The organism is Methylocystis sp. B8 (assembly GCF_005771425.1).
Classification (GTDB): Bacteria; Pseudomonadota; Alphaproteobacteria; order Rhizobiales; family Beijerinckiaceae; genus Methylocystis.
Genome location: NZ_VBTZ01000013.1, coordinates 1 through 20,297, shown reverse-complemented (window position 1 = coordinate 20,297; position 20,297 = coordinate 1). Strand labels below are relative to the sequence as shown.

Sequence of the window (20,297 nt, the reverse complement as noted above, 5' to 3'; positions counted from 1 at the left end):
TTGCGCAAGGCCATTTTAGCGCTCGACTGTCGCATTTTGGTCCCAATCGCGACGCCTGCTGACGCAAGCGTAACCCCGCGTTTAACGACAACTTCATACATCGCCCAGAAACTCCGCCGACATTCCGTTGCAGCTTCATTGCGGACTGGCCGGGTTAGGGAGCGATGACGAGGACCGTCTCGATGCGATCTGTCGTGTCCACAAACATCGTTGAAACGCGGCGCACGCGCATTTTTCGCTCAAAAGCTCTCGGCAAACTCCTTCCACTCGTCTGTCTCGGCGCACTTGCGGGATGTTCGTCGAGCGGCTCGCATCGAATGGCTGGCCTTGGCCAGATCGACCCGCGCTACGGCGTTCGCCCGAGCCCCCGTGTCATTGCGGAAGGAGAGGAGGTGCCGAAAGGCGGCGGCGCCTACATGGTCGGCAAACCTTATAAGATCGCCGGACGAACTTACTATCCGAGTGAAAAGCCCTATTCGGCGATTGGAACGGCGTCCTGGTACGGCTCGGATTTCCATGGTCGCCGCACCGCTAACGGCGAGATATTCGACCGGGCCTCAATTTCCGCCGCCCATCCCACGATGCCGCTCCCGAGCTATGCGCGCGTGACCAATTTGCGCAATGACCATTCTATCGTCGTGCGCGTGAACGATCGCGGCCCCTATCACGGCGGACGCGTTATGGATGTCTCGCAGCGCGTGGCGCATGCGCTCGATTTCCACAGGCACGGCACCACGCAAGTCAAAGTCGAATGGATCGGCCCCGCAGATCTCGCCGGCGACAACGACGAAAAACTGCTTGCGACGCTGCGTGATGACGGGCTTCCCGCGCGGCTTGATGAACCGGCGCCTGTGATGATGGCGGCAAATGACGAGCCGGCGCGAATGGCGCGGGATGATGCGCCGACGCCGCCTTCGGAGATTTGGTCCCGCGCTGCTTATGCGGGCGAGCAGGCGTCGGACTATCAGGCGCTGGCTTATGCCGAGCGCGAGACCGACGCGCCGCTTCCTCCATCGCGCGAAGAAGCGGGCGTGGACGAAAGGCCGGTCAGTCTGACCCGAACGGCCAGGGAGGCTGTCGCGCCGCTGCCGCCGATGCGACCCGCGCACTTTGTCGATCGTCAAGCTTCGGCTCGATCCGTCAGGCAGGCGCTGAACTCCCTCAAAACGAACTGACGCCGGCCTGAAGCAGGTTCCGAAAAAGTTGACAGACTTTTTCGATGAGAACCTGCTCCAACGTTTTGATTTTGAGCGATTCCTTATCGATCACATGATTCCATGTGATCGGGAAGCGCTCTAAGTCGCCGATTGCAATTTTCGGCGTCGCGCGCCATCTTCTCCGCGCCTGCCGCACTGCGGCGTCAATAGGGGAAGCGCGCCCTTGTCGAAGTTTCCCGTGCGATGGTTGATCCTCATCCTGCTCGCGTTCGCGGGGTTCGGCGCGGCGTCCGCTCGCGCCCAGAATTTTCAGACGAGCGCTCCCAGCGCGATTCTGATCGACGCCGGCACGAACACTGTTCTCTTCGAGAAAAACGCTGACGATTTCGCCAAGCCGGCGTCGACCGTCAAAATTCTTACGGCGGAACTGATTTTTCAGGCTCTGGCCGAAGGAAAATTGAAGCTTGACGACGAGTTCACCGTCTCGGAGCACGCCTGGCGCACCGGTGGCGCGCCGGCGGGCGGGTCGGCGATGTTCCTTGCGCTCAATAGCCGCGTGCGCGTCGAGGACCTTATCCGGGGGCTCGTGATTCAATCCGGCAACGACGCCGCGATCACGCTCGCGGAAGGGCTTGCGGGCGCCGAAGAATCGTTCGTCACGCGGATGAACAAGCGCGCGGCGGAGCTTGGCCTTACCAAATCACGGTTCGGAAATCCTTGGGGGATGGACGGTCCGGACCAAAAGGTGACGGCGCGGGAGATGGCCAAGCTCGCGGCGCATGTCATCAAGACCTACCCTCAATACTATCCCTATTTCGGCGAGAAAGAATTCACCTGGAACAAGATTCGCCAGCAGAATCGCAATCCGCTGCTCACAATGAGCATTGGCGCCGACGGGCTGAAGACCGGCAATATCGACAAGGACAGCGGTTATGGAATGGTGGGCTCAGCCACCCAGGACGGCAGACGCCTGATTGTCGCCATTTACGGCGCAAAGAGCGCCAAAGAGCGGGCCGAAGAGGCGCGCAAACTGCTGCAATGGGGATTCCGGAACTTTGAGGAGAAGGAGCTGTTCAAAGCCGGAGAGCCCATCGGACCGGCGCAGGTCTACGGCGGCACGCAGGGCTCGGTGGAGCTGACAGCCAAGGAAGACATCAAAGTGCTTCTCCCGCGCGGAGCCAACGAGAGGCTCATGGGCAAGATCGTTTACGAAGGCCCTCTGATCGCGCCGGTCGAAGCTGGGGCGACCGTGGGCCATCTCGAGGTGAAGCGCGGAAACGCCGTGGTGCTCGAACAGCCGCTGCAGACCGGCGAAGCGGTCGAGCAGGGGTCGCTTCCGCGGCGCGCCTTCGACGCCATTTATGAGTCAGCCGCCGCAGCCATCCACCAGAAACTCTCCGGCAAGAAATGACCTTTCAAACGACGCCCGAAATAGGCCGCTTCATCACTTTCGAGGGCGGCGAGGGCGTTGGCAAATCCACCCAGCTTGCCCGGCTCGCCGAGCATTTGCGCGAATGCGGCTTCGAAGTGGTGACGACGCGCGAGCCCGGCGGCACGCCGAAAGCGGAAAGGCTGCGCAACTTCCTGCTTTCCGGACGCGCCGCGCCGCTTGGCCCTCTTGCCGAGGCGGCGCTGTTTTCCGCGGCGCGCGCCGATCACGTCGAGTCTTTAATCGCGCCTGCCTTGAACCGCGGCGCATGGGTGCTTTGCGACCGCTTCGCCGATTCGACGCGCGCCTATCAGGGCGCGCGCGGCGGCGTGGACGCCAAGACTCTGGCGTTGCTCGAACGAGCGGCGGTGGGCGAGACGCGGCCGGATCTGACCATCGTGCTCGACCTGCCGGCGCATGAAGGCCTGGCCCGGGCGGCGTCACGGCGGGACGGTGGGGATGAAGTCGACCGCTTCGAAAGCGAGAAGCCGGACTTTCACGAGGAGCTGCGGCAGGCGTTTCTCGACATCGCCGAAAGCGAATCGGAGCGCTGCTGCGTAATTGATGCCGCCCGGTCCGTCGATGACGTCGCCCGAGCGGTGCGCGCTTTTGTTCACGATCGTTTCCTTGCGCACGCCGCGCAAGCCGCGCAATGAGCCGCGACGAAGCGAACCCCAAAAGCGACCGCTACGACGACGCCCCGCATCCCAGGGAGACGCTCGCGCTTTTCGGTCATGTCGAGGCCGAGCGCGAACTCCTCGACGCCTATCGCCGCAACAAGATGGCGCAGGCCTGGATCATCGGCGGGCCGGAAGGCGTCGGCAAGGCGACGCTCGCCTGGCGCCTCGCGCGGTTTCTCCTCGCCCATCCCGAACCGAGCGCGGCGTCCGTTCAGTCGGCTGAAAGTCTGGCGGTTCCCGAAGACCATCCAGCGGCGCGCCGAATCGCTTCAATGGCGCTTGCCGATATTTTTCTGCTGCGGCGCGCTTGGAACGAGAAGACCAAAAAGCATTTCACCGAGATTCGCATCGAAGACGTGCGCAAGGTCATTCAGGCCTTCCATCAGGCCTCAGGGACGGGCGGCTGGCGGATCGCCATCGTCGACTGCGCCGACGATCTCAATCGGGCCAGCGCCAATGCGCTCTTAAAGCTTATTGAGGAGCCGCCTGAACGCTCGCTGTTCCTGCTCGTCGCGCATCAGCCTGGACGCATTATGCCGACGATCCGCTCTCGCTGCCGGAAACTCATGCTCGGCCCCCTTTCGCCTGAGGACACGATCGCGGCGGTCAAGAATCTCGGGGCCCCTTGGTCTGATGCCCCGGAGTCTGATGTCATCGTCGCCGCGGCGCGCGCGGAAGGCTCGGTGCGGGAGGCGCTGCGGCTGCTCGGGGACGACGGCGTCGCCTTCGACGCTGTCGTGCAAAAGCTTTTTGATCGGCTGCCGCAGGTCGACTGGCTTGGCGCTCATATGCTCGCCGACAAGCTGACCGGCCGCGACAATGAAGCGGCCTATGAGACTTTCATGCGCGCCACGCAGCGCCATCTCGACTCTCGTGTACGCGCGCTTGCAGGCGCGGGCGCATCGCCCATCAAACTCGCCGGCTACGCCAGCGCCTGGGACGAGATTCGAGACGCCGCGCGCGAGACTGAAGTGTTCAATTTCGATAAACGCGCGCTGGTTCTTGGGGTTTTTGACAGGCTCGCAAAAGCCGAAGGCGGCTAATCGGACGGGCGCTAGCGCGCCTCTCCGCCGCTGTTCGCCACAGCGTCTTCGAGAAGCTGCTGAACGATCGCGGGATCGCGCGGAAAGCCCGCTCTTATCCACTCAGCTTGCAGCGTTTTGAGCGCCTCGCCCAAAGCCTTGCCCGGCGCGACGCCGCGGGCGATGAGGTCCGCGCCCTTGATGGGGAACGCGGGCATAGGCGTCTCTTCCAAATAGCGCGCGGCCTCCAGCCAATCCGCGTCATCCGTAGCGACGGCGCTTTCCGCATGCGCGAGCGCCAGCGCGTCGGCCGCCGCACGCGCGCCGCATAGGAACAGCATTTCGCGCAGATGGGACGGAGGCGGCGGCGCATTGCGGCCATGCAGAGGCGCGAGCGTTCGCACCGCCGCGGCGAGCCGCGCGAATTCGTCGTTGGAGAGCCGCAAGCGGTCGCGCAGCCGCTCGGCGTCTTCGACCGTCAGCGCCGAAAAAGCCGCGAGCCGCGACACGGCGTCGGGAGGCTTGCCCATAGCGGCCTCGCGCTCAGCAAGACGCTGCAGGCGCGATGGATAGCCGATGCCGAGAATCACTTCGATGACGCCGGCGTGAGACATGGCGCGCAGAATTTCTGGCGCCCGGCGTGCGAGCAGCAGTTTCATCAGCTCGGCGCGTATACGTTCGCGCGACAGACGCGAGAGATTTTCCCGCGCGACGATCGATTCATGCAGACCTTCGCGATCGAATGGACCTTCGCCATGAGAAGCGTTGAAGCGAAAGAAGCGCAAAATGCGCAGATAGTCTTCGCGAATTCGCGTGGCGGCGTCGCCGATGAAGCGGATGCGCCGCGCCTCGATATCGGCGAGGCCGCCGGTGTAGTCGTGAATCTCGCCATCGGGAGAGAGCGACAGCGCGTTGATGGTGAAATCGCGCCGCTTAGCGTCCTGCTCGAAATCGCCGCCGAAACGTACCTTGGCGAAGCGGCCGTCGGTCTCGACGTCCTCGCGCAGCGTCGTGACTTCAAAAGGCGTTCCCGCGACGACGATCGTCACCGTGCCATGTTCGATGCCCGTCGGCACGCCTTTCAAACCGGCATTGCGCGCAACCTTTAAGACGTCTTCGGGCAGCGCCGTCGTCGCGAGGTCGATCTCGTGAGGCGGGAAACCGAGCAGCGCGTCGCGCACGGCGCCGCCGACGATCCGAGTCTCGGCGCCCGTATTGGCAAGGGTCGCAAACAGCGTCGCGAGCCGCGGATCGTCAAGCAGTCTCTGCGCAGCGTTCATTCGAAGCGGCCCGGCGTCAATTTTCCGTTTTCGACATGGGCCGGAACGTAAGCGCCCTGGTTGAGCCGTGTGAGACCCATCGTGACCACGCCGACGATGGCGACGAGCAGGCCCGCGATCGTCAAAAGCGACACGATTCTGCCATGCCAGAGTTCGCGCACGAAGGGCCAACGCCGCTGTAACAAATGGAAAATCGCATAGGCGACGAAAGGCGTGAGAAAGAGCAGGGCAGTTTCGACAATTGCGCGCCACATGGGCGGGAACGCCTTTCAGGGTGAGTGCTATCGGCCGAAGTATACGCTGAAGTATACATGGCGTCGGTCAGAAGGCCGTTTAATGCGAATCGCATGAACAAACCGTCACGTCCTGACGCCGGGTTCGGCGCAAAATGGCGCGCCACCGCGCCGGTTGCGCTTGAATTGCCGCCAGGGACGGATCAAGATTGCGGCGCCATAAGTCCGCCGCTTCGCCTTTGAAAATCCGTGCGAAGCCAACCGCGCCGGCTTCGGATCGACTTCCGACGGAACTCGGCAGCTCCGCCGTCGAGCGATCCTCCTCATAGATTGGCTGCCTGAGCAGAGTTGAAATGACCTCACTCGACACGAAGACGACCTCGCTTGAATCGGCTGTCGTTCAATCCGCCGAACGCGCGCTGGACCATATCGGGCGGGCTCGCGCCGCGATCGGCGCCGTCATTTTTGGTCAGGACGAGGTCGTCGAGCAGGCGCTGGTGACGATACTGGCTGGCGGCCACGGGCTCCTCGTGGGCGTGCCGGGACTCGCCAAAACCAAGCTTGTTGAGACGCTCGGCCGCGTGCTTGGCCTCGCCGAGCAGCGCGTGCAGTTCACGCCGGATTTGTTGCCGGCCGATATTCTCGGCTCTGAAGTGCTCGAAGAAGCTGCGGACCGTTCGCGTTCGTTCCGCTTCATCAAGGGTCCGATCTTCACCCAACTTCTCATGGCCGATGAGATCAACCGCGCGTCGCCGCGCACGCAATCGGCGCTGCTGCAGGCGATGCAGGAGCACCATGTCAGCGTCGCCGGAAAGCGGCATGACCTGCCGCGGCCTTTCCATGTCCTCGCGACGCAGAACCCCTTGGAGCAGGAGGGCACCTATCCGCTGCCCGAAGCGCAGCTCGACCGCTTTCTGATGCAGATCGACGTGCATTATCCCGATCGCGCCAGCGAACGGCGTGTGCTGCTGGAAACGACAGGCGAGACGATGGCGCAGGCGAGCCAGGCGATCGACGCCGAAGAGCTGATGGCGACTCAGCGGCTCGTACGGCGGCTTCCAATCGGCGAAAAGGTCGTCGACGCGATTCTCGATCTCGTTCGCGCCGCGCGCCCCGACGAGGGCGATGCTGGGGTGGCGCCGCACGTCGCCTGGGGGCCGGGGCCGCGCGCCGCGCAGGCGCTGATGCTGGCGACGCGCGCCAGGGCGCTCGTCACCGGCCGCCTTGCGCCGTCGATCGACGATGTGGCGAAACTCGCCGCGCCAGTGCTGCGTCATCGCATGGCGCTCAATTTCGCTGCGCGGCGCGAGATGACCGTCTCCGACGTGATCGAAACGCTCGTAGCGCGGATCGGGTGACACGTTTTGCGTCTTGTTCGCCGTCGTTGCGATAGGCGGCCGCGCCACGACCGAGAAGGCTGACGATGTTTTCTGACGTCACGACGCGCGCTTACGATCCTGCGCTGCGCAAGCCCGCGGACGGCGCCGCGGCGGCCGATCTTGCGAGCCAGATGCCGAGACTAGTGGCCCGCGCTCGAGAGATCGCGGCGAGCCTCGCCTATGGCGTTCACGGCCGCAAGCGCGCGGGCGTCGGCGAAACTTTTTGGCAGTATCGGCCATTCGCCTCTGGCGAGGCGGCGTATCGCATCGACTGGCGCCGCTCGGCGCGCGGCGATCAGCTCTATGTGCGCGAGCGTGAATGGGAGGCGGCGCACGACTATTTCCTATGGATGGATTGTTCGCCCTCCATGGCCTTCGGCTCGTCCCTCGCGTCCGACGACAAGCTGTCTCGCGCGGTGACGCTGGGGCTTGCGCTCGCCGACGTGCTGGTTCGCGGCGGCGAGCGGGCGGCGGCGCTTGGCCTGACCGCGCCCGTGTCAGCCCGCGATGTTATCGACTGGCTGGCGCGCGCTCTGGCTGAAAACGCGATGGAGGCGGCGCGCGACGATCTTCCGCCGCAAGCTCCGATGCGCCCCCGCGCCCGCGTCGTGCTGATCTCGGACTTCCTCATCGACCCGGACGCCCTTGCGGCGCGACTGCGGCGCTTTGCCGACGCCGGCGCCTCTGGCGCGATCCTGATGGTGACCGACCCCAGCGAAGAAACCCTGCCGTTCTTTGGCGAAACCACTTTTGTCGACACCGACGGCGGCCCCGCCTTTTACGCGGGCGACGCGCGCAGCTTGCGCGCGGCCTATGCGCGGCGGTTCGAGGCGCATCGCGACGCCATTCGTCGCGCCGCGCAACATGTTGGCTTCATCTTCCTGCAACATCGCACCGACAGGCCGGCGGCGGAAGCGGCGCTGGCGCTCGCCATGGGACTGCTCGGAACGGACGGGCTCGGTTTCGAGGAGCGGCGCTGATGTTTTCATTCGCCGCGCCGCTTGCGCTCGTCGGGCTCATCGGCCTTCCGCTCATCTATTGGCTGTTGCGGGTGACGCCGCCGCGTCCGCGCGAAATTGTTTTCCCGCCGACGAAAATCCTGCGCGAGCTCAAGCCCGACGAAGAGACGCCGGCCAAGACCCCATGGTGGCTGATGGCGCTGCGGCTCGCGCTTGCCGCCGCATTGATGTTGGCGATGGCGGGGCCGGTGTGGGCGCCGAGCGGCGTCGTGGCGTCCTCCGCCTCCATGCTGATCGTCATCGACGACGGCTGGGCGGCGGCGCCGACATGGGAGCGACGCGTTGCGGGAGCGGCGTCGATCATCGAGTCGGCTGCGCGCGCCGGCGGCCCGGTCGCTGTCGCTCTTGCATCCGAGACGGCTGCTCCGGTCCCCGGCGACGGGGGGCGCGCGATGGAGAAATTGCGCTCGGCGCGGCCCAAGCCGTTTCTGCCGGATCGCAAAGCCATCGGCGAACAGGCTGTTGCCTTCGCCCGCGCGCATCCGGGCGCGCGCATCATCTGGATCAGCGATGGCGTCGCGCAGGGCGACGCGGCGGGTTTCGCGCACGCGCTGAAGGAGTCCGGGGCGAGCGGCGTCGAGGTCTATGTTGAAGATCATGCGCCGCGGGCGCTCGCCGCGCCGACAAACGACGCCGCTGCGCTCAGCGTCGACGTGCTGCGAACCGGCGATGACGCGTCGGCGGTCATCGACGCCCTTGACGCCAAAGGCCGGACGATCGGCCGCACAACGGCGGATTTCAATGGCGCCCCGCGCGTTAGCGCGAAAATCGAGCTGCCGGTGGAATTGCGCAATGAGGTGAGTCATCTGCGCATCGAAGGCGAGAATTCCGCCGGCGCGGTCGCGCTGCTCGACGCGCGCTCGAAAGTGAAGCGCATCGCGCTTGTCGGCGGGGAGAGCGCCGACCAGGCGCAGCCGCTGCTTTCGCCGCTCTACTATCTCGAAAAGGCGCTGGCGCCCTTTGCGCAGATCCGAATGGCGCGTCCGGGCGTTGTCGATCCTGTGCAGGCGCTGCTCGCCGAGAATCCCAACATCATGGCGCTCGCCGATGTCGGCCTCGCGCCCGGCGAAACTTTCGACGCTTTGTCGCGCTTCGTCGAAGAAGGCGGGACGCTTGTGCGCTTCGCAGGGCCGCGTCTCGCCAACGCCGACGATGACTTGCTGCCGGTGCGCCTGCGCAGGAATGGACGCGTGCTTGGCGGCGCCATGTCATGGGAGGAGCCGAAGTCTTTGGCTGAATTCGACGCCACGAGTCCCTTCTTCGGCTTGCCGGCTGCGAAGGACGTCACGGTGCAGCGCCAGGTTCTCGCCGAACCCGATCCAGGACTCGCGGACAAAACCTGGGCCCGTCTTTCCGACGGCACGCCGCTCGTTACGGCGGAACGACGCGGCAAGGGGTTGATCGTGCTGTTCCACGTCAACGCCGACGCAAATTGGTCGAATCTGCCGATCTCGGGACTTTTCGTCGAGATGTTGAAACGGATCAGCGCCATGGCGGGAGAGTCGACGCCCTCAGGCGGCGAGCAATCCAGCACGATGGCCGAGCAGTCGGCTTTGGCGCCGATGCGCGTTCTTGACGGATTTGGCGCGCTCGGCGCGCCCGGTCCGACGGCGCAGAGCATTCCGCCGGGCTTTGAGGGTCCGGCGAGCGCCGAACATCCACCGGGACTTTACGGCGCAGGAGAGGTCTTCGTCGCCGTGCAGACGTTGCGTCCCAAGGATGGAATCAGCGCTTTCGATTTCAAAGGCGCCGGGCTGAGCGCAACCGCGTTGCGATCGAGCAGCCAGCTCGATCTGCGCGGACCGCTGCTGGCGTTCGCTCTCGTGGCCTTTATTGCTGACGCGCTGATCGCTATGGCGCTTGCCGGCAAGTTGCGCTTGCGTCCCTTCGGCGCCGCGACCGCCGCGCTTCTGGCGCTGCTGTGCATGTCAGCGGCTACCGATGAAACGCGCGCCGAGTCCGCGCCGAAATCAGCTTCCAGCCAACGTGACAAGGATGTCGCGCTGACAACGCGGCTCGCCTATGTCGTCTCGGGCGACGCCCATGTCGACGAAACATCGCGACTGGGCCTTGATGCGCTGACTCAGGCTTTGAATATGCGCACGTCCTTTTCGCCGGGAGATCCGGTCGGCGTCGATCCGGCGAAGGACGAACTCGCCTTCTATCCCATGCTCTATTGGCCGATTGTCGCGAGCGCCCCGCAGCCTTCCGCCAAGACTGTGGCGAGAGTGGCCGCCTATATGAAGCAGGGAGGCACGGTGGTCTTCGATACGCGCGACGCGCTCGCGCAGCGCGTCGGCGGCGCGCCGACGCCGGAGACCCAATGGCTGCGCGATCTGACGAAGGGCCTCGATATTCCGCCGCTCGAAGTCACGCCGCGCGACCACGTCATCACCAAGACTTTCTACTTGCTCGACGGATTTGTCGGCCGCTACGCCAATGGCGAGACCTGGGTCGAGGCGCTGCCGCCTGAGCCCAAAGATCAGGCGGCGCGTCCAGTACGCGCGACGGACAGCGTTTCAGCGATCGTCATCACCTCGAACGACCTTGCCGGCGCCTGGGCGCAGGACAAGCGCGGCCAGCCGCTGTTTCCTTTGACGCCTGGCGGCGCGCGTCAGCGCGAGCTGGCGTTGCGCGGCGGCATCAATCTCGTGATGTATACGCTGACCGGAAACTATAAGTCCGATCAGGTGCATGTGCGCGACTTGCTGGAAAGGCTGGGCCAGTGAGCGATCTCACGCTCGCCTTTTCGCCGCTCATTCCCTGGTCAGCGCTTATTGTCTTCGCTGTTCTTGGCGCCGGCGCGCTGGCGCTGATGGCGGTCAAACGCCAGCGCGGAGCCGCGGTGCGCGCTTTCGCATTCGCTTTACTGATTGCGGCGCTCGCCGATCCGTCGCTCGTGCGCGAGAAGCGCGATCCGCAAAAGAGCGTCGTCGCGGTTGTCATCGACAAGAGCGACAGCCAGAATTTCGGCGCGAGAAATGCGCAGACGGAAGAGGCGCGCAAGGCGCTCGACTCGGCGCTTACGAAATTTGGCGACGTCGAAACGCGCACGATCGCCGTCACCAACGACGCTTCGGGCAATGACGGCACCAAGCTCTTCGGCGCACTCGCCGAGGCGTTGAAGGACGTGCCGCCGGAGCGCGTCGGCGGCGCCATTCTTCTCACCGACGGCGTCGTTCACGATATTCCCGCCAAAGCCGAGACGCTCGGCTTCAAAGCCCCCGTGCATGCGCTCGTGACGGGACATCAGGGCGAGCGCGACCGCCGTATCGAGCTTGTCGAGGCGCCGCGCTTCGGCATCGTCGGCAAGGATCAGATCATCCGCGCGCGCGTCGTCGATCTCGGCGGCGACGGCGCCCGCATACCGATCTCGGTACGGCGTGACGGCGAAGCGCTGCCGACTTTCAGTCCCACGCCCGGCGACATCGTCAGCATTCCGGTGCGCATCGAACATGGCGGACAGAATGTCGTCGAGCTTGAAATTCCGTCGGCGCCCGGCGAGCTGACGCCGCTCGACAATAAAGCCGTGCTATCGATCGAAGGCGTGCGCGATCGGCTCAAGGTGCTGCTTGTGTCGGGCGAGCCGCATCCTGGCGAGCGAAGCTGGCGCAATCTCTTGCGCGCCGACGCCAATGTCGAACTGGTGCATTTCACCATTCTGCGCCCGCCGGAGAAGCTCGACATCACGCCGGCGAATGAATTGTCACTGATCGCTTTCCCGACCGCAGATCTCTTCGGCCACAAGATCAATGAATTCGATCTCATCATCTTCGATCGTTATTCGAGCCAGACGACTCTGCCCTCGATCTATTTCGAGAACATCGCCAATTACGTCGAGAATGGCGGCGCCTTTCTCGCAGCGGTCGGTCCCGATTACGCGACGCTACGTGGGCTCTATTACTCGCCGCTCGAAAACATATTACCGGCCCGCCCCGACGGCGCGCTGATCGAGCAGGCATTCCGCGCCCACGTCAGCAAGGACGGCGAAAAGCATCCCGTGACGCGGGGACTGGCGGGCGCCAATTCCGAACCGCCGAATTGGGGCGAATGGTTTCGACAGGTCGACGCCAATGTGTTGAAGGGCGATTCAATCATGTCCGGCGTGCGCGACAAGCCGCTGCTGGTGCTTTCGCATGAAGGCAAGGGCCGCGTGGCGCTGCTGCTTTCCGATCAGATTTGGCTCTGGGCGCGCGGCTTCGAGGGCGGCGGCCCGCATGTCGATCTGATGCGCCGGCTCGCGCATTGGCTGATGAAGGAGCCAGATCTCGAAGAGGAGGCGCTGCGCGCTTCAGCGCATGGCCGCGAGGTAAGCGTCGAGCGCCAGACGATGAAGGATAGTCCCGCGCCGGTGATGGCGACGGCGCCGTCCGGCGCGCGCGACGAGATCGCGGTCGCGCAAAGCGAGCCGGGACTGTGGCGCGCGCGTTTCGACGCCAAGGAAATGGGCCTGTGGCGTTTCGAGAGCGAAGGTCTGACGGCGCTTGTGAATGTTGGTCCGCCCAATCCGCGCGAGTTCCGAGAAGTGGCGTCCACGACGGAGAAGCTGCAACCGCTTATGGAGGCGACTGGCGGCACTGCGCGGCGATTCTCGACCGGCGGCGCGGATACCGTCGCAATGCCGCGCGTCGTCGAATTGCGCGACGCGAACCGCTATGGCGGTTCGGACTGGATTGGCGTCCGGCAGACCGGCGCCTCGACGCTTGTCGGCGTCGAAATCGCGCCGCTTGGTCTGGGATTGTGGGCGATGCTGGCGCTCGTCGGCGCAGTGGTTGCGGCATGGGCGTGGGAGGGGAGAAGAGGCTCCTAGAAGGCTTCCACGGCCACATCCGCCTCGATCCGCGCGCCGCGACGATCCAAGATGAGCCGCTTCCGTTCTCCTGGCGCGCCGTGCAGCGCTGCAAGGACGTCGTCTTTACTCGCGCCACGCGCCGCTAGGCCGTCGATCGCGAGCAATTCGTCGCCCGACTCGACGTCCAGTTTCCCCTGCGGCTTCGCCGACGTCAGCGCGATCCCTCCAATCAAGTAGCGCTCTCCCTCACGCACCAATGTAATCGGCGGCTGATCCAGCTCCTTCGGGTCTGGCGCCCTCTGCCGACGCCAGTAGCTCATACGGTTGGGATAATCGATCGTCAGTTCATAGTCGCGCAGCGCATTGCTGCCGAGCCAGCCGATGACGGGCGCTGGCGCCGCCTTGCGCCAGTTGTCCCAGAAGAGATCGCCGAAAAGATTTTCCGCTACAGAGCCCAGAACGGGGGCCGTGCCGAGAAAGCCGAGCTGATCAAATTTTACCTCGCCGATGCGCACGTTCGGAATGCGCATCACGTCGCCTTCTTTCTCGAAAACGAAATCCACCATATTGGCGTTGGCCGCGCCGACAGCGCCATGTGCGCGGCGCCAATCCGGATGCCGAGCCAGAAGGTCGCGCGCCACGTCGCCGCGCATCCAGCTGTAGCCGCTGCCGGCGTCAATCGCGAGCGCTCGCGTTTCGTCATCGATTTGCACTTCGACAGCGGCGATTCCAGTGTCCGCATTGAGGAGCATCGGAACCGCAAGGCCAGCGGGGCGCTTCCCGCCTGCCGCACTCAGCGCGAGGAGACGACGGCCATAGTCTATCTGCAAGACGTAATCCGTAAACATCCGTGCCGGCAGCATCGCTTCAACGCGGCGCGGCGCGAAGAGGTGATCGAAGGTGGGAACCCCAACGCCGCCGTCGCCGTCCACAACTTGATCCGCGCGCGCTTCCAGCCGCCGCTCGCCAATGCGCACCTGTAAGGTCCCGCCGCGATCGATGCCGAGCTCACGATAAAGATCATGCGTGAGAATAGGCGAGGCCATGCCCATGTTGAACCAAGCGAGCGCTTTTCGCTCGCGCCCGTCCGGCGTCGTAAAGACGACGTCGAGAAGGATGCGGTTCGAGTCGAGGATAAAGGCGACGCCGTCCGACGGCGCCGGCGCCTTGCGCGCAGCGGTCAACACGGGAATGAAGAGGAAAGCCGCGAACACCGACGCAATCGCTCGACGCATGACAATGTCCTTTCTGAAATGAGAGAACTATCCGGCCTTCTGTTGCGCCTCGATCTGTTCGTCCGGCACATATTCGAGGAGATCGCCGGGCTGGCATTCGAGAGCGCGACAGATGGCGGCGAGCGTCGAGAAACGCACCCCGTTGACTTTGCCCGATTTCAGAAGCGAGAGATTCGCCTCAGTAACGCCGACGATCTGGGCGAGGGTCTTGGAGCGCATGCGGCGCTTGGCGAGCATGACGTCGAGGCGCATGACGATCGGCATCAGATGAACCCGTCTCTGTCGCGTTCGATCTCGTGCCCGAACTCCATGACGTCGGCCACGACATACGCGAGCGCGCCAAAAACAAGCGCGAGAACCTCGTCTGCATGAAACCACACGGGATCATTCGTCAGTCCCGCAAGAAGTATTGTTCGGTTGGCGGCGAAGGGCGCGAAGGCGTAAGCAGCGAGCCCCACGGCCATGGACTTGATGAGCCGCGCATTCGCCGGCGTGAACACGACGCCTTCCGCATAGAGCTGAAAAAGCCTCCGCGCATAATGAACAACGGCCAGCACTGGGGCCGTAAGAAATGCGATGGCGAGCGCGCCGGCGAGCCTTTGCGCGAAGGTGAATGTCGAAAGCGAAACGCGCCCGAGCGCTGGGTCGGGGCCGTGGCCGATCCATAAGCCGCCAGGTCCGAAAGAGAGCATCGGGCCATCGTAGAAAAGGACGGCGGTTGTCAGCAGCGCGGTCGCGCAAAGCGCTATGAAAAACGTCCAGGTCAGTGCGGCGGCCAATTGCGCGCTTCTGCGCCTGATCGCTTGTCGGCGGGCAGGCTCGAGGGGCGTCATGGGCTGCGGAATTTGTACGACATTTGTCATGGCTACCTCAAAAAATTATCGTAATATATAAAATAATTTGGCCACAACAATAATTTTATTGGGCGCCGAGCACGCGTGCGTGCTGACCTGAGCCTTGCCCAAGGTAGGGCGCGGCTTCTCCTGCTAATCTCCGTCATCTCGGAGATTCGTCTTGCCCACCTACCGCGCAATCGGCCTCATGTCCGGCACGTCCATGGACGGCGTCGACGTCGCGCTGATCGAAACCGATGGCGACGCCGCCGTCGCCTTCGGGCCGACTGGGCATTATCCCTATAACGACGCCGACCGGGCGCTCTTACGCAATGCGCTCGCCGAAGCCGCGACTCTAGAAGACCGAAACGCGCGGCCAGGCGTTCTCGCTTTCGCCGAGCGCATGGTCACCGACCGCCACGCCGAGGCGGTCGAGGCGCTGCTGCGGGAGAATGACATCGACCCCGCGAGCATCGATATCGTCGGCTTTCACGGCCAGACGGTGCTGCACCGTCCGAAGCAAGGTCTCACCATTCAGATCGGCGACGGGCCCGCGCTCGCCGCACGACTCGGAATCGACGTCGCTTTTGATTTTCGCGCAGCGGACATCGCCGCGGGCGGCGAGGGCGCGCCGATCGTCCCCGTTTTTCATCGCGCGCTCGTCGTCGCCGGCGGCATGAAGGGCGAAGTGGCGCTGCTCAATATTGGGGGCGTCGCCAACGTCACGTACGTCGCGGAGGACGAGCAGCCAATCGCCTGCGATACGGGGCCCGGCAATGCGCTCATCGACGATCTGATGCTTCAGCGCACGGGCGCGCCGATCGACCGGCACGGCCATATGGCGGCGCGCGGACGCGTCAACGAAGCCGTGCTGCTCAAGATGCTGGCGCATCCGTTTTTCGATCAGCCGCCGCCGAAATCGCTCGACCGCAACGCCTTCGCGCTCGACGCGGTCGCCAAGCTCTCGACCGAGGACGCCGCCGCGACACTTACCGCCTTTACGGCGGCTTCGGTGCTGCGGCTCTTCCCGCATCTGCCGACGCAGCCGCAACTGCTCATCGTCTGCGGCGGCGGCGCGCGCAATCCGATCCTCGTGCGCGAACTCGTCATGCGCCTGCCCTGCAAGGTGACGACGGCGGACGCAGTGGGCTGGTCGGCGGATTCGATGGAGGCGCAGGCCTTCGCCTATCTCGCCGCGCGCATGTTGGAAGGCTTGCCCATCACCTTTCCGACCACGACCGGCGCGCCTCAAGCCATGCGCGGCGGCGTGCTGGCGCGCGCGGCAGGGTAGTTTTGTCTGAATGCCCGATCGCTCGCTTTGCGCGTCGCGGAGGATAATGAAAGCCTCAATCCCCGCGCGCGGGAATGGCGATCCTCGGCGGATTGCCGAGACGCTTGTCGAGATAGGCGTCGACATGGGCGATCAGCGGCTCGACCCTGTTCTCGAAGAAATGGTTGGCGCCCTCGACCACCGCATGTTCGATGAGGATGCCCTTTTGCGTCTTGAGCTTCTCAATGAGCCCCGTCACTTCCTTAAGGGGCGCGACGCGGTCCTGGTCGCCGTGGATGAAGAGCCCCGAAGAAGGGCAGGGCGCCAGAAACGAGAAGTCGAAACGGTTCGCCGGCGGCGCGACCGAGATGAAGCCCTCGATCTCCGGTCGGCGCATGAGAAGCTGCATGCCGATCCAGGAGCCGAAAGAGACTCCGGCGATCCAGCAGGCGCGCGCTTCGGGATTGACCGCCTGCGCCCAGTCAAGCGCGGCCGCCGCGTCGGAAAGCTCGCCGGAGCCATGGTCGAAAGAGCCCTGCGAACGGCCAACGCCGCGGAAATTGAAGCGCAGCACTGAAAAGCCGCGCTCCGCGAAGGAATAGTAAAGATGGTAGACAATCTGATTGTTCATCGTGCCGCCGAACTGGGGATGTGGATGCAGCACGATCGCGATCGGCGCGCCGCGCGTGGCGGACTGATGGAAGCGGCCCTCAAGCCTGCCGGCCGGACCGGTGAAGATAACCTCGGGCATTCGGAATCCTTGCGAAACTGGCAGGCGCGCCTTCTACCACGCGGGCCACAGTGAATTGCAAGGAAATTCGACCCTCGGCCGGCGACTTAGGCGGCGCGCGCAATCTCCAGCCCACGGAAAATGGCGCAGCGCTGGAAAACCGGCAGGCTCGGCGCAACGTTTTTCTGGTGGCAGAACTTGGCGGTCAGTTTCGCGAGGCCCTTGATATCGCGGCCTGTCGCTTCGGGAAAGGTCGCCACCAGGCGATCGATGAGCGCATCGTCCAAAGCGAGCTCGAACTGGCCGGCCATGACGCGCCAGATGCGACGTCGCGCCTCGTCGTCCGGCGGCGCGTAGCGGATGAGCGCGATACAGCGCGAGACGATCGCCTCGTCAATGTCGTCGACCCGGTTTGTGGTGAGAAACAGCAGGCCGTTGAAATATTCGAGCACGCGCAGGAAGACGCCGACGACGGCGTTCATCGCGATATTGTCGTCTCGACGCTTGATGTAGACATCCGCCTCGTCAATCAGCATCACGGCGCCCCAGCGCTGCGCGCGCGTCAGAATATCTTTTAGCGCCGTCTCCATCGTAGAAACATTGAGGCCGAGCTGGCCTGAATGCACGCGATAGAGCGGGCGCTGGATGATCTCGGAATAGACCTCCGCCGTCAGCGTCTTGCCGACTCCGGGCGGGCCGGCGCAAAGCACGGTCGTGCCGCCGGATTTGCCCTGAACGATGTCGTCCATCAACACATCCATTTCGGCGGTGAGAATGTCGATCAGATCTGTCTGCTCCTCAGGAAGAATGAGCTTATCCCTCAACTCCGGCTGATAGTGATAGGGCTGCATCTCGTCGACATGCACCCAGACGTAATGATGCAGATCGAGATGGAACATGAAGATGTAGGGATGCACCGGAATCTGCGTGAACAGGCCTTCGGGGATCAGCTCCTTGAGTTCCGCGAGTTCGTCTTCGGCGGCGAAGCGATTGCTCTTGCCAGCTTTGCGCAGGAAATGGCCGAGGACGTCGCCAGGCGCCTCCAGCGTCAGGCTGCGGCCTGTGAGAATGCTTTCGTCATTGACGAGACGCGCCTCCGAACCGTTGCTCGACAGCACGATGATGTCCTTGCGCGACCAATCGGTGTCGCGACGCGTCGACGTCGGATCTTCGGCGTGAAAGCCGATGCCTTTCGCGGAGAATTGTGCGCCGTATCGCCCACGCCAGTCGTAGTAAGTCTCGCTCGCGGCGTCGAAAGCTTCGATCAACGCCGGCGTTTCCCGCACGAAACCTCGCGCCGCAAGTATTTCGCCAATGGTCCGGCCGGAGATGTCCGAACTCATGATGCGGATGAGGTTCGACTGTAGCGTGCCCTTGGCGTTGGCCTTCAGTTCGATGAGGATTTTTCCAGCTTCGTCGTTGGAGGCCGGAACATAGTCGAAACGCGTGATGACGTAAGGCAGGGGTTTCGCGGTGACATTGGCGGTGAAAAGCCAGCCGCGGATCGCTTCCGTCGTCAGATAACGCACCAGCGCTGGCAATACGTCTTCGAGATCTTCTGCCGCAAAGCGCGCGCTCTTGGCTTCCATCGCGGCGCGCAGGGTCGCGAGCTGCGCCGCGCGGGCGCGGAGCTGCGGGCCAGCGTCGTGGTAGAGCGCGCCGAGAAAATCGAGCTCCTCGGGACTGAAATGTGAGATGTCCGCCTCGACGCGGTCTGAAAAGCGCAACTGCGCAGAGAGGCCAGCGTGAGCCGGAAAGCGTGTGACGAGCGCCTCCACATGGGGCTTGTCGATCTCGATCTGCATGAATCGCCTTTCGCAGGGGAGCGGAGCGCTTAGGCGCGGATACAAGAAACGCGCCGGAGACGCTGCGCTCTGCTAGAATGTTCGGCAGATGTCCACGCGCGTCTATCTCGATCACAACGCTACGTCGCCGCTGCGCCCCGAGGCGCGGGCGGAGATGCTCAACGCGCTGGAGACGATCGGCAATCCCTCCTCGGTTCATGCCGAGGGCAGGGCGGCCAAGGCCTTGCTCGAAGACGCCCGATCTGTGGTCGCCCGGGCGGTCGGCGCGCCTCGCCGCAGCGTCGTCTTTACGAGCGGCGCGACCGAGGCGGCGAGCCTGGCGCTTTCCCCGGCGCTCCGCCGAGAGGGCGACGAAGCGCCGATCGATGTATTGCTCATCGGGGCCGGCGAACATCTCTGCGTTTTGCAGGGTCACCGCTTCCCGCTGGCCGCCGTGGAAAGCATTCCGCTCACCCGTGAGGGCGTGATCTCGCTCGAAGCGCTGGAGGCGGCGCTCGCGCGGCATTCCGGCAAGCGCGCGATGCTGGCGCTGCAGGCTGTTAATAATGAGACTGGCGTCATTCAGCCGGTCGCTGAAGCCGCTGCGCTGATTCACGGAGCGCATGGCGTCGTTGTCTGCGACGCCGTGCAATCGGTCGGCCGGCTCGGAACGACATTCGCGACGACCGGCGCGGACATATTGTTCTTTTCCTCACATAAGCTCGGCGGACCGATGGGTGTTGGCGCGCTCGCCTTCAGCGATGAAAGCCTGCACCTGGAGGCGCCGATGCTGCGCGGGGGCGGCCAGGAATTCGGACGTCGGGCGGGAACGGAGAATGTGGCCGGGATCGCCGGCTTTGCAGCGGCGTTGAGGGCTGCGACGGCAGATTTGGCCAAGGAAGCGGCGCGGCTCGCTGATTTGCGCGACGCTCTTGAGCGGGAAGTCTTGAAAGTCGCGCCGGAAGCCCGATTCTACGGTTTAAGGGGGCCGCGCGCCCCAAACGCCAGCGCTTTCGCGATTCCCGGTCTCGCCCCGCGCATTATGCTGATGGCTTTCGACCTTGAAAATGTCGCGCTCTCAGCGGGGTCCGCCTGTTCTTCAGGCAAGATGATGGAATCGCACGTGCTTACGGCGATGGCAGCGACGGATAAGGAGGCGCTGAGGGCCAGTTTCGGTTGGTCTTCGACGCAAGAAGATGTAGAACAATTTGGAAAGGTTCTTGCACGTGTCGTGGATCGTATGAGGTCCCGGCATTCCGCCGCTTAGTCGACGTCTAAAAGGGCTGGCGGAGGCGGAACGATCGGCCGGCGGGCCTTGAACCCGTCGTGACGAGGAGAATAGGAATGGCGGCTCTTAAGGAGACCGTTGCGGCTGTCGAGTCGATTGATGTTGACGCCTATAAATACGGGTTCTCGACGGATATCGAATCGGAAAAGGCCCCGAAGGGCCTGAA

The 20,297-nt window shown here is 64.1% G+C and carries 17 protein-coding genes; 10 read left to right on the top strand and 7 right to left on the bottom strand.

Annotated elements, in window-relative coordinates:
* The first annotated feature begins 182 nt into the window (after window positions 1–182).
* From FEV16_RS15630 to FEV16_RS15610, 4 genes are all read left to right on the top strand, one after another.
* Window positions 183–1,175 (top strand): septal ring lytic transglycosylase RlpA family protein, encoded by a 993-nt coding sequence (locus FEV16_RS15630; protein ID WP_171015260.1) that lies wholly within the window; start codon window positions 183–185, stop codon window positions 1,173–1,175.
* Window positions 1,176–1,380: 205 nt separating this feature from the next.
* A complete protein-coding gene (locus tag FEV16_RS15620; protein ID WP_138168533.1) occupies window positions 1,381–2,568 on the top strand; it encodes a D-alanyl-D-alanine carboxypeptidase family protein in 1,188 nt (395 codons plus the stop codon).
* Window positions 2,565–3,242, top strand: coding sequence for a dTMP kinase (tmk, locus tag FEV16_RS15615; protein WP_138168532.1), 678 nt, complete (start codon window positions 2,565–2,567; stop codon window positions 3,240–3,242). The genes FEV16_RS15620 and tmk overlap by 4 nt, the downstream gene beginning before the upstream one ends.
* Window positions 3,239–4,309: a DNA polymerase III subunit delta' gene (locus FEV16_RS15610; protein WP_138168531.1), complete on the top strand. Its 1,071-nt coding sequence runs from the start codon at window positions 3,239–3,241 to the stop codon at window positions 4,307–4,309. The genes tmk and FEV16_RS15610 overlap by 4 nt, the downstream gene beginning before the upstream one ends.
* A gap of 11 nt (window positions 4,310–4,320) precedes the next feature.
* Here the strand turns inward: FEV16_RS15610 and FEV16_RS15605 are convergent, their stop codons facing one another.
* Together FEV16_RS15605 and FEV16_RS15600 are read right to left on the bottom strand one after the other, a co-directional pair.
* Window positions 4,321–5,568 carry a CCA tRNA nucleotidyltransferase gene (locus FEV16_RS15605; protein ID WP_138168530.1) on the bottom strand — a complete coding sequence of 416 codons (1,248 nt, stop codon included), beginning with the start codon at window positions 5,566–5,568 and terminating at the stop codon, window positions 4,321–4,323.
* The gene (locus tag FEV16_RS15600) at window positions 5,565–5,822 is read right to left on the bottom strand and encodes a DUF6111 family protein (protein ID WP_138168529.1); all 258 of its coding nucleotides are present in this window, start codon (window positions 5,820–5,822) and stop codon (window positions 5,565–5,567) included. The genes FEV16_RS15605 and FEV16_RS15600 overlap by 4 nt, the downstream gene beginning before the upstream one ends.
* A 332-nt stretch (window positions 5,823–6,154) precedes the next feature.
* On the opposite strand from FEV16_RS15600, the gene FEV16_RS15595 reads away from it, so the two are divergent.
* The 4 genes from FEV16_RS15595 (at window position 6,155) to FEV16_RS15580 (ending at window position 13,009) form a co-directional block, all read left to right on the top strand.
* Window positions 6,155–7,159, top strand: a complete 1,005-nt coding sequence (locus tag FEV16_RS15595) for a MoxR family ATPase (RefSeq protein ID WP_138168528.1) — start codon at window positions 6,155–6,157, stop codon at window positions 7,157–7,159.
* 65 nt (window positions 7,160–7,224) lie between these two features.
* Window positions 7,225–8,160 carry a DUF58 domain-containing protein gene (locus tag FEV16_RS15590; protein WP_138168527.1) on the top strand — a complete coding sequence of 312 codons (936 nt, stop codon included), beginning with the start codon at window positions 7,225–7,227 and terminating at the stop codon, window positions 8,158–8,160.
* The gene (locus FEV16_RS15585; protein WP_138168526.1) at window positions 8,160–10,928 is read left to right on the top strand and encodes a DUF4159 domain-containing protein; all 2,769 of its coding nucleotides are present in this window, start codon (window positions 8,160–8,162) and stop codon (window positions 10,926–10,928) included. The genes FEV16_RS15590 and FEV16_RS15585 overlap by 1 nt, the downstream gene beginning before the upstream one ends.
* On the top strand, window positions 10,925–13,009 hold the full coding sequence (locus tag FEV16_RS15580; RefSeq protein WP_138168525.1) for a hypothetical protein: 2,085 nt from the start codon (window positions 10,925–10,927) through the stop codon (window positions 13,007–13,009). Before FEV16_RS15585 ends, FEV16_RS15580 begins: the two co-directional genes overlap by 4 nt.
* On the opposite strand, the gene FEV16_RS15575 is transcribed toward FEV16_RS15580, so the two are convergent.
* Genes FEV16_RS15575 through FEV16_RS15565 form a run of 3 tightly spaced genes read right to left on the bottom strand, consistent with a single transcriptional unit; the run spans window position 13,006 to window position 15,005 of the window.
* A complete protein-coding gene (locus FEV16_RS15575) occupies window positions 13,006–14,226 on the bottom strand; it encodes a peptide-binding protein (RefSeq protein ID WP_138168524.1) in 1,221 nt (406 codons plus the stop codon). The two genes, FEV16_RS15580 and FEV16_RS15575, sit on opposite strands and share 4 nt — an antisense overlap.
* 27 nt (window positions 14,227–14,253) lie before the next feature.
* On the bottom strand, window positions 14,254–14,490 hold the full coding sequence (locus tag FEV16_RS15570) for a helix-turn-helix transcriptional regulator (RefSeq protein WP_138168523.1): 237 nt from the start codon (window positions 14,488–14,490) through the stop codon (window positions 14,254–14,256).
* A complete protein-coding gene (locus tag FEV16_RS15565; protein WP_246657378.1) occupies window positions 14,490–15,005 on the bottom strand; it encodes a DUF2975 domain-containing protein in 516 nt (171 codons plus the stop codon). Before FEV16_RS15565 ends, FEV16_RS15570 begins: the two co-directional genes overlap by 1 nt.
* A 235-nt stretch (window positions 15,006–15,240) precedes the next feature.
* Between FEV16_RS15565 and FEV16_RS15560 the strand changes: the two genes are divergently transcribed.
* Complete coding sequence (locus FEV16_RS15560; RefSeq protein ID WP_138168521.1) at window positions 15,241–16,350, top strand: anhydro-N-acetylmuramic acid kinase; 1,110 nt, start codon at window positions 15,241–15,243, stop codon at window positions 16,348–16,350.
* A 55-nt stretch (window positions 16,351–16,405) separates the two neighbouring features.
* Here the strand turns inward: FEV16_RS15560 and FEV16_RS15555 are convergent, their stop codons facing one another.
* Both FEV16_RS15555 and FEV16_RS15550 read right to left on the bottom strand, forming a co-directional pair.
* The gene (locus FEV16_RS15555; protein ID WP_138168520.1) at window positions 16,406–17,080 is read right to left on the bottom strand and encodes an alpha/beta hydrolase; all 675 of its coding nucleotides are present in this window, start codon (window positions 17,078–17,080) and stop codon (window positions 16,406–16,408) included.
* 86 nt (window positions 17,081–17,166) lie between these two features.
* Window positions 17,167–18,864 carry an ATP-binding protein gene (locus tag FEV16_RS15550; protein WP_138168519.1) on the bottom strand — a complete coding sequence of 566 codons (1,698 nt, stop codon included), beginning with the start codon at window positions 18,862–18,864 and terminating at the stop codon, window positions 17,167–17,169.
* Between the two features lie 88 nt (window positions 18,865–18,952).
* On the opposite strand from FEV16_RS15550, the gene FEV16_RS15545 reads away from it, so the two are divergent.
* On the top strand, window positions 18,953–20,110 hold the full coding sequence (locus FEV16_RS15545; RefSeq protein ID WP_138168518.1) for a cysteine desulfurase family protein: 1,158 nt from the start codon (window positions 18,953–18,955) through the stop codon (window positions 20,108–20,110).
* Window positions 20,111–20,297 lie beyond the last annotated feature (187 nt).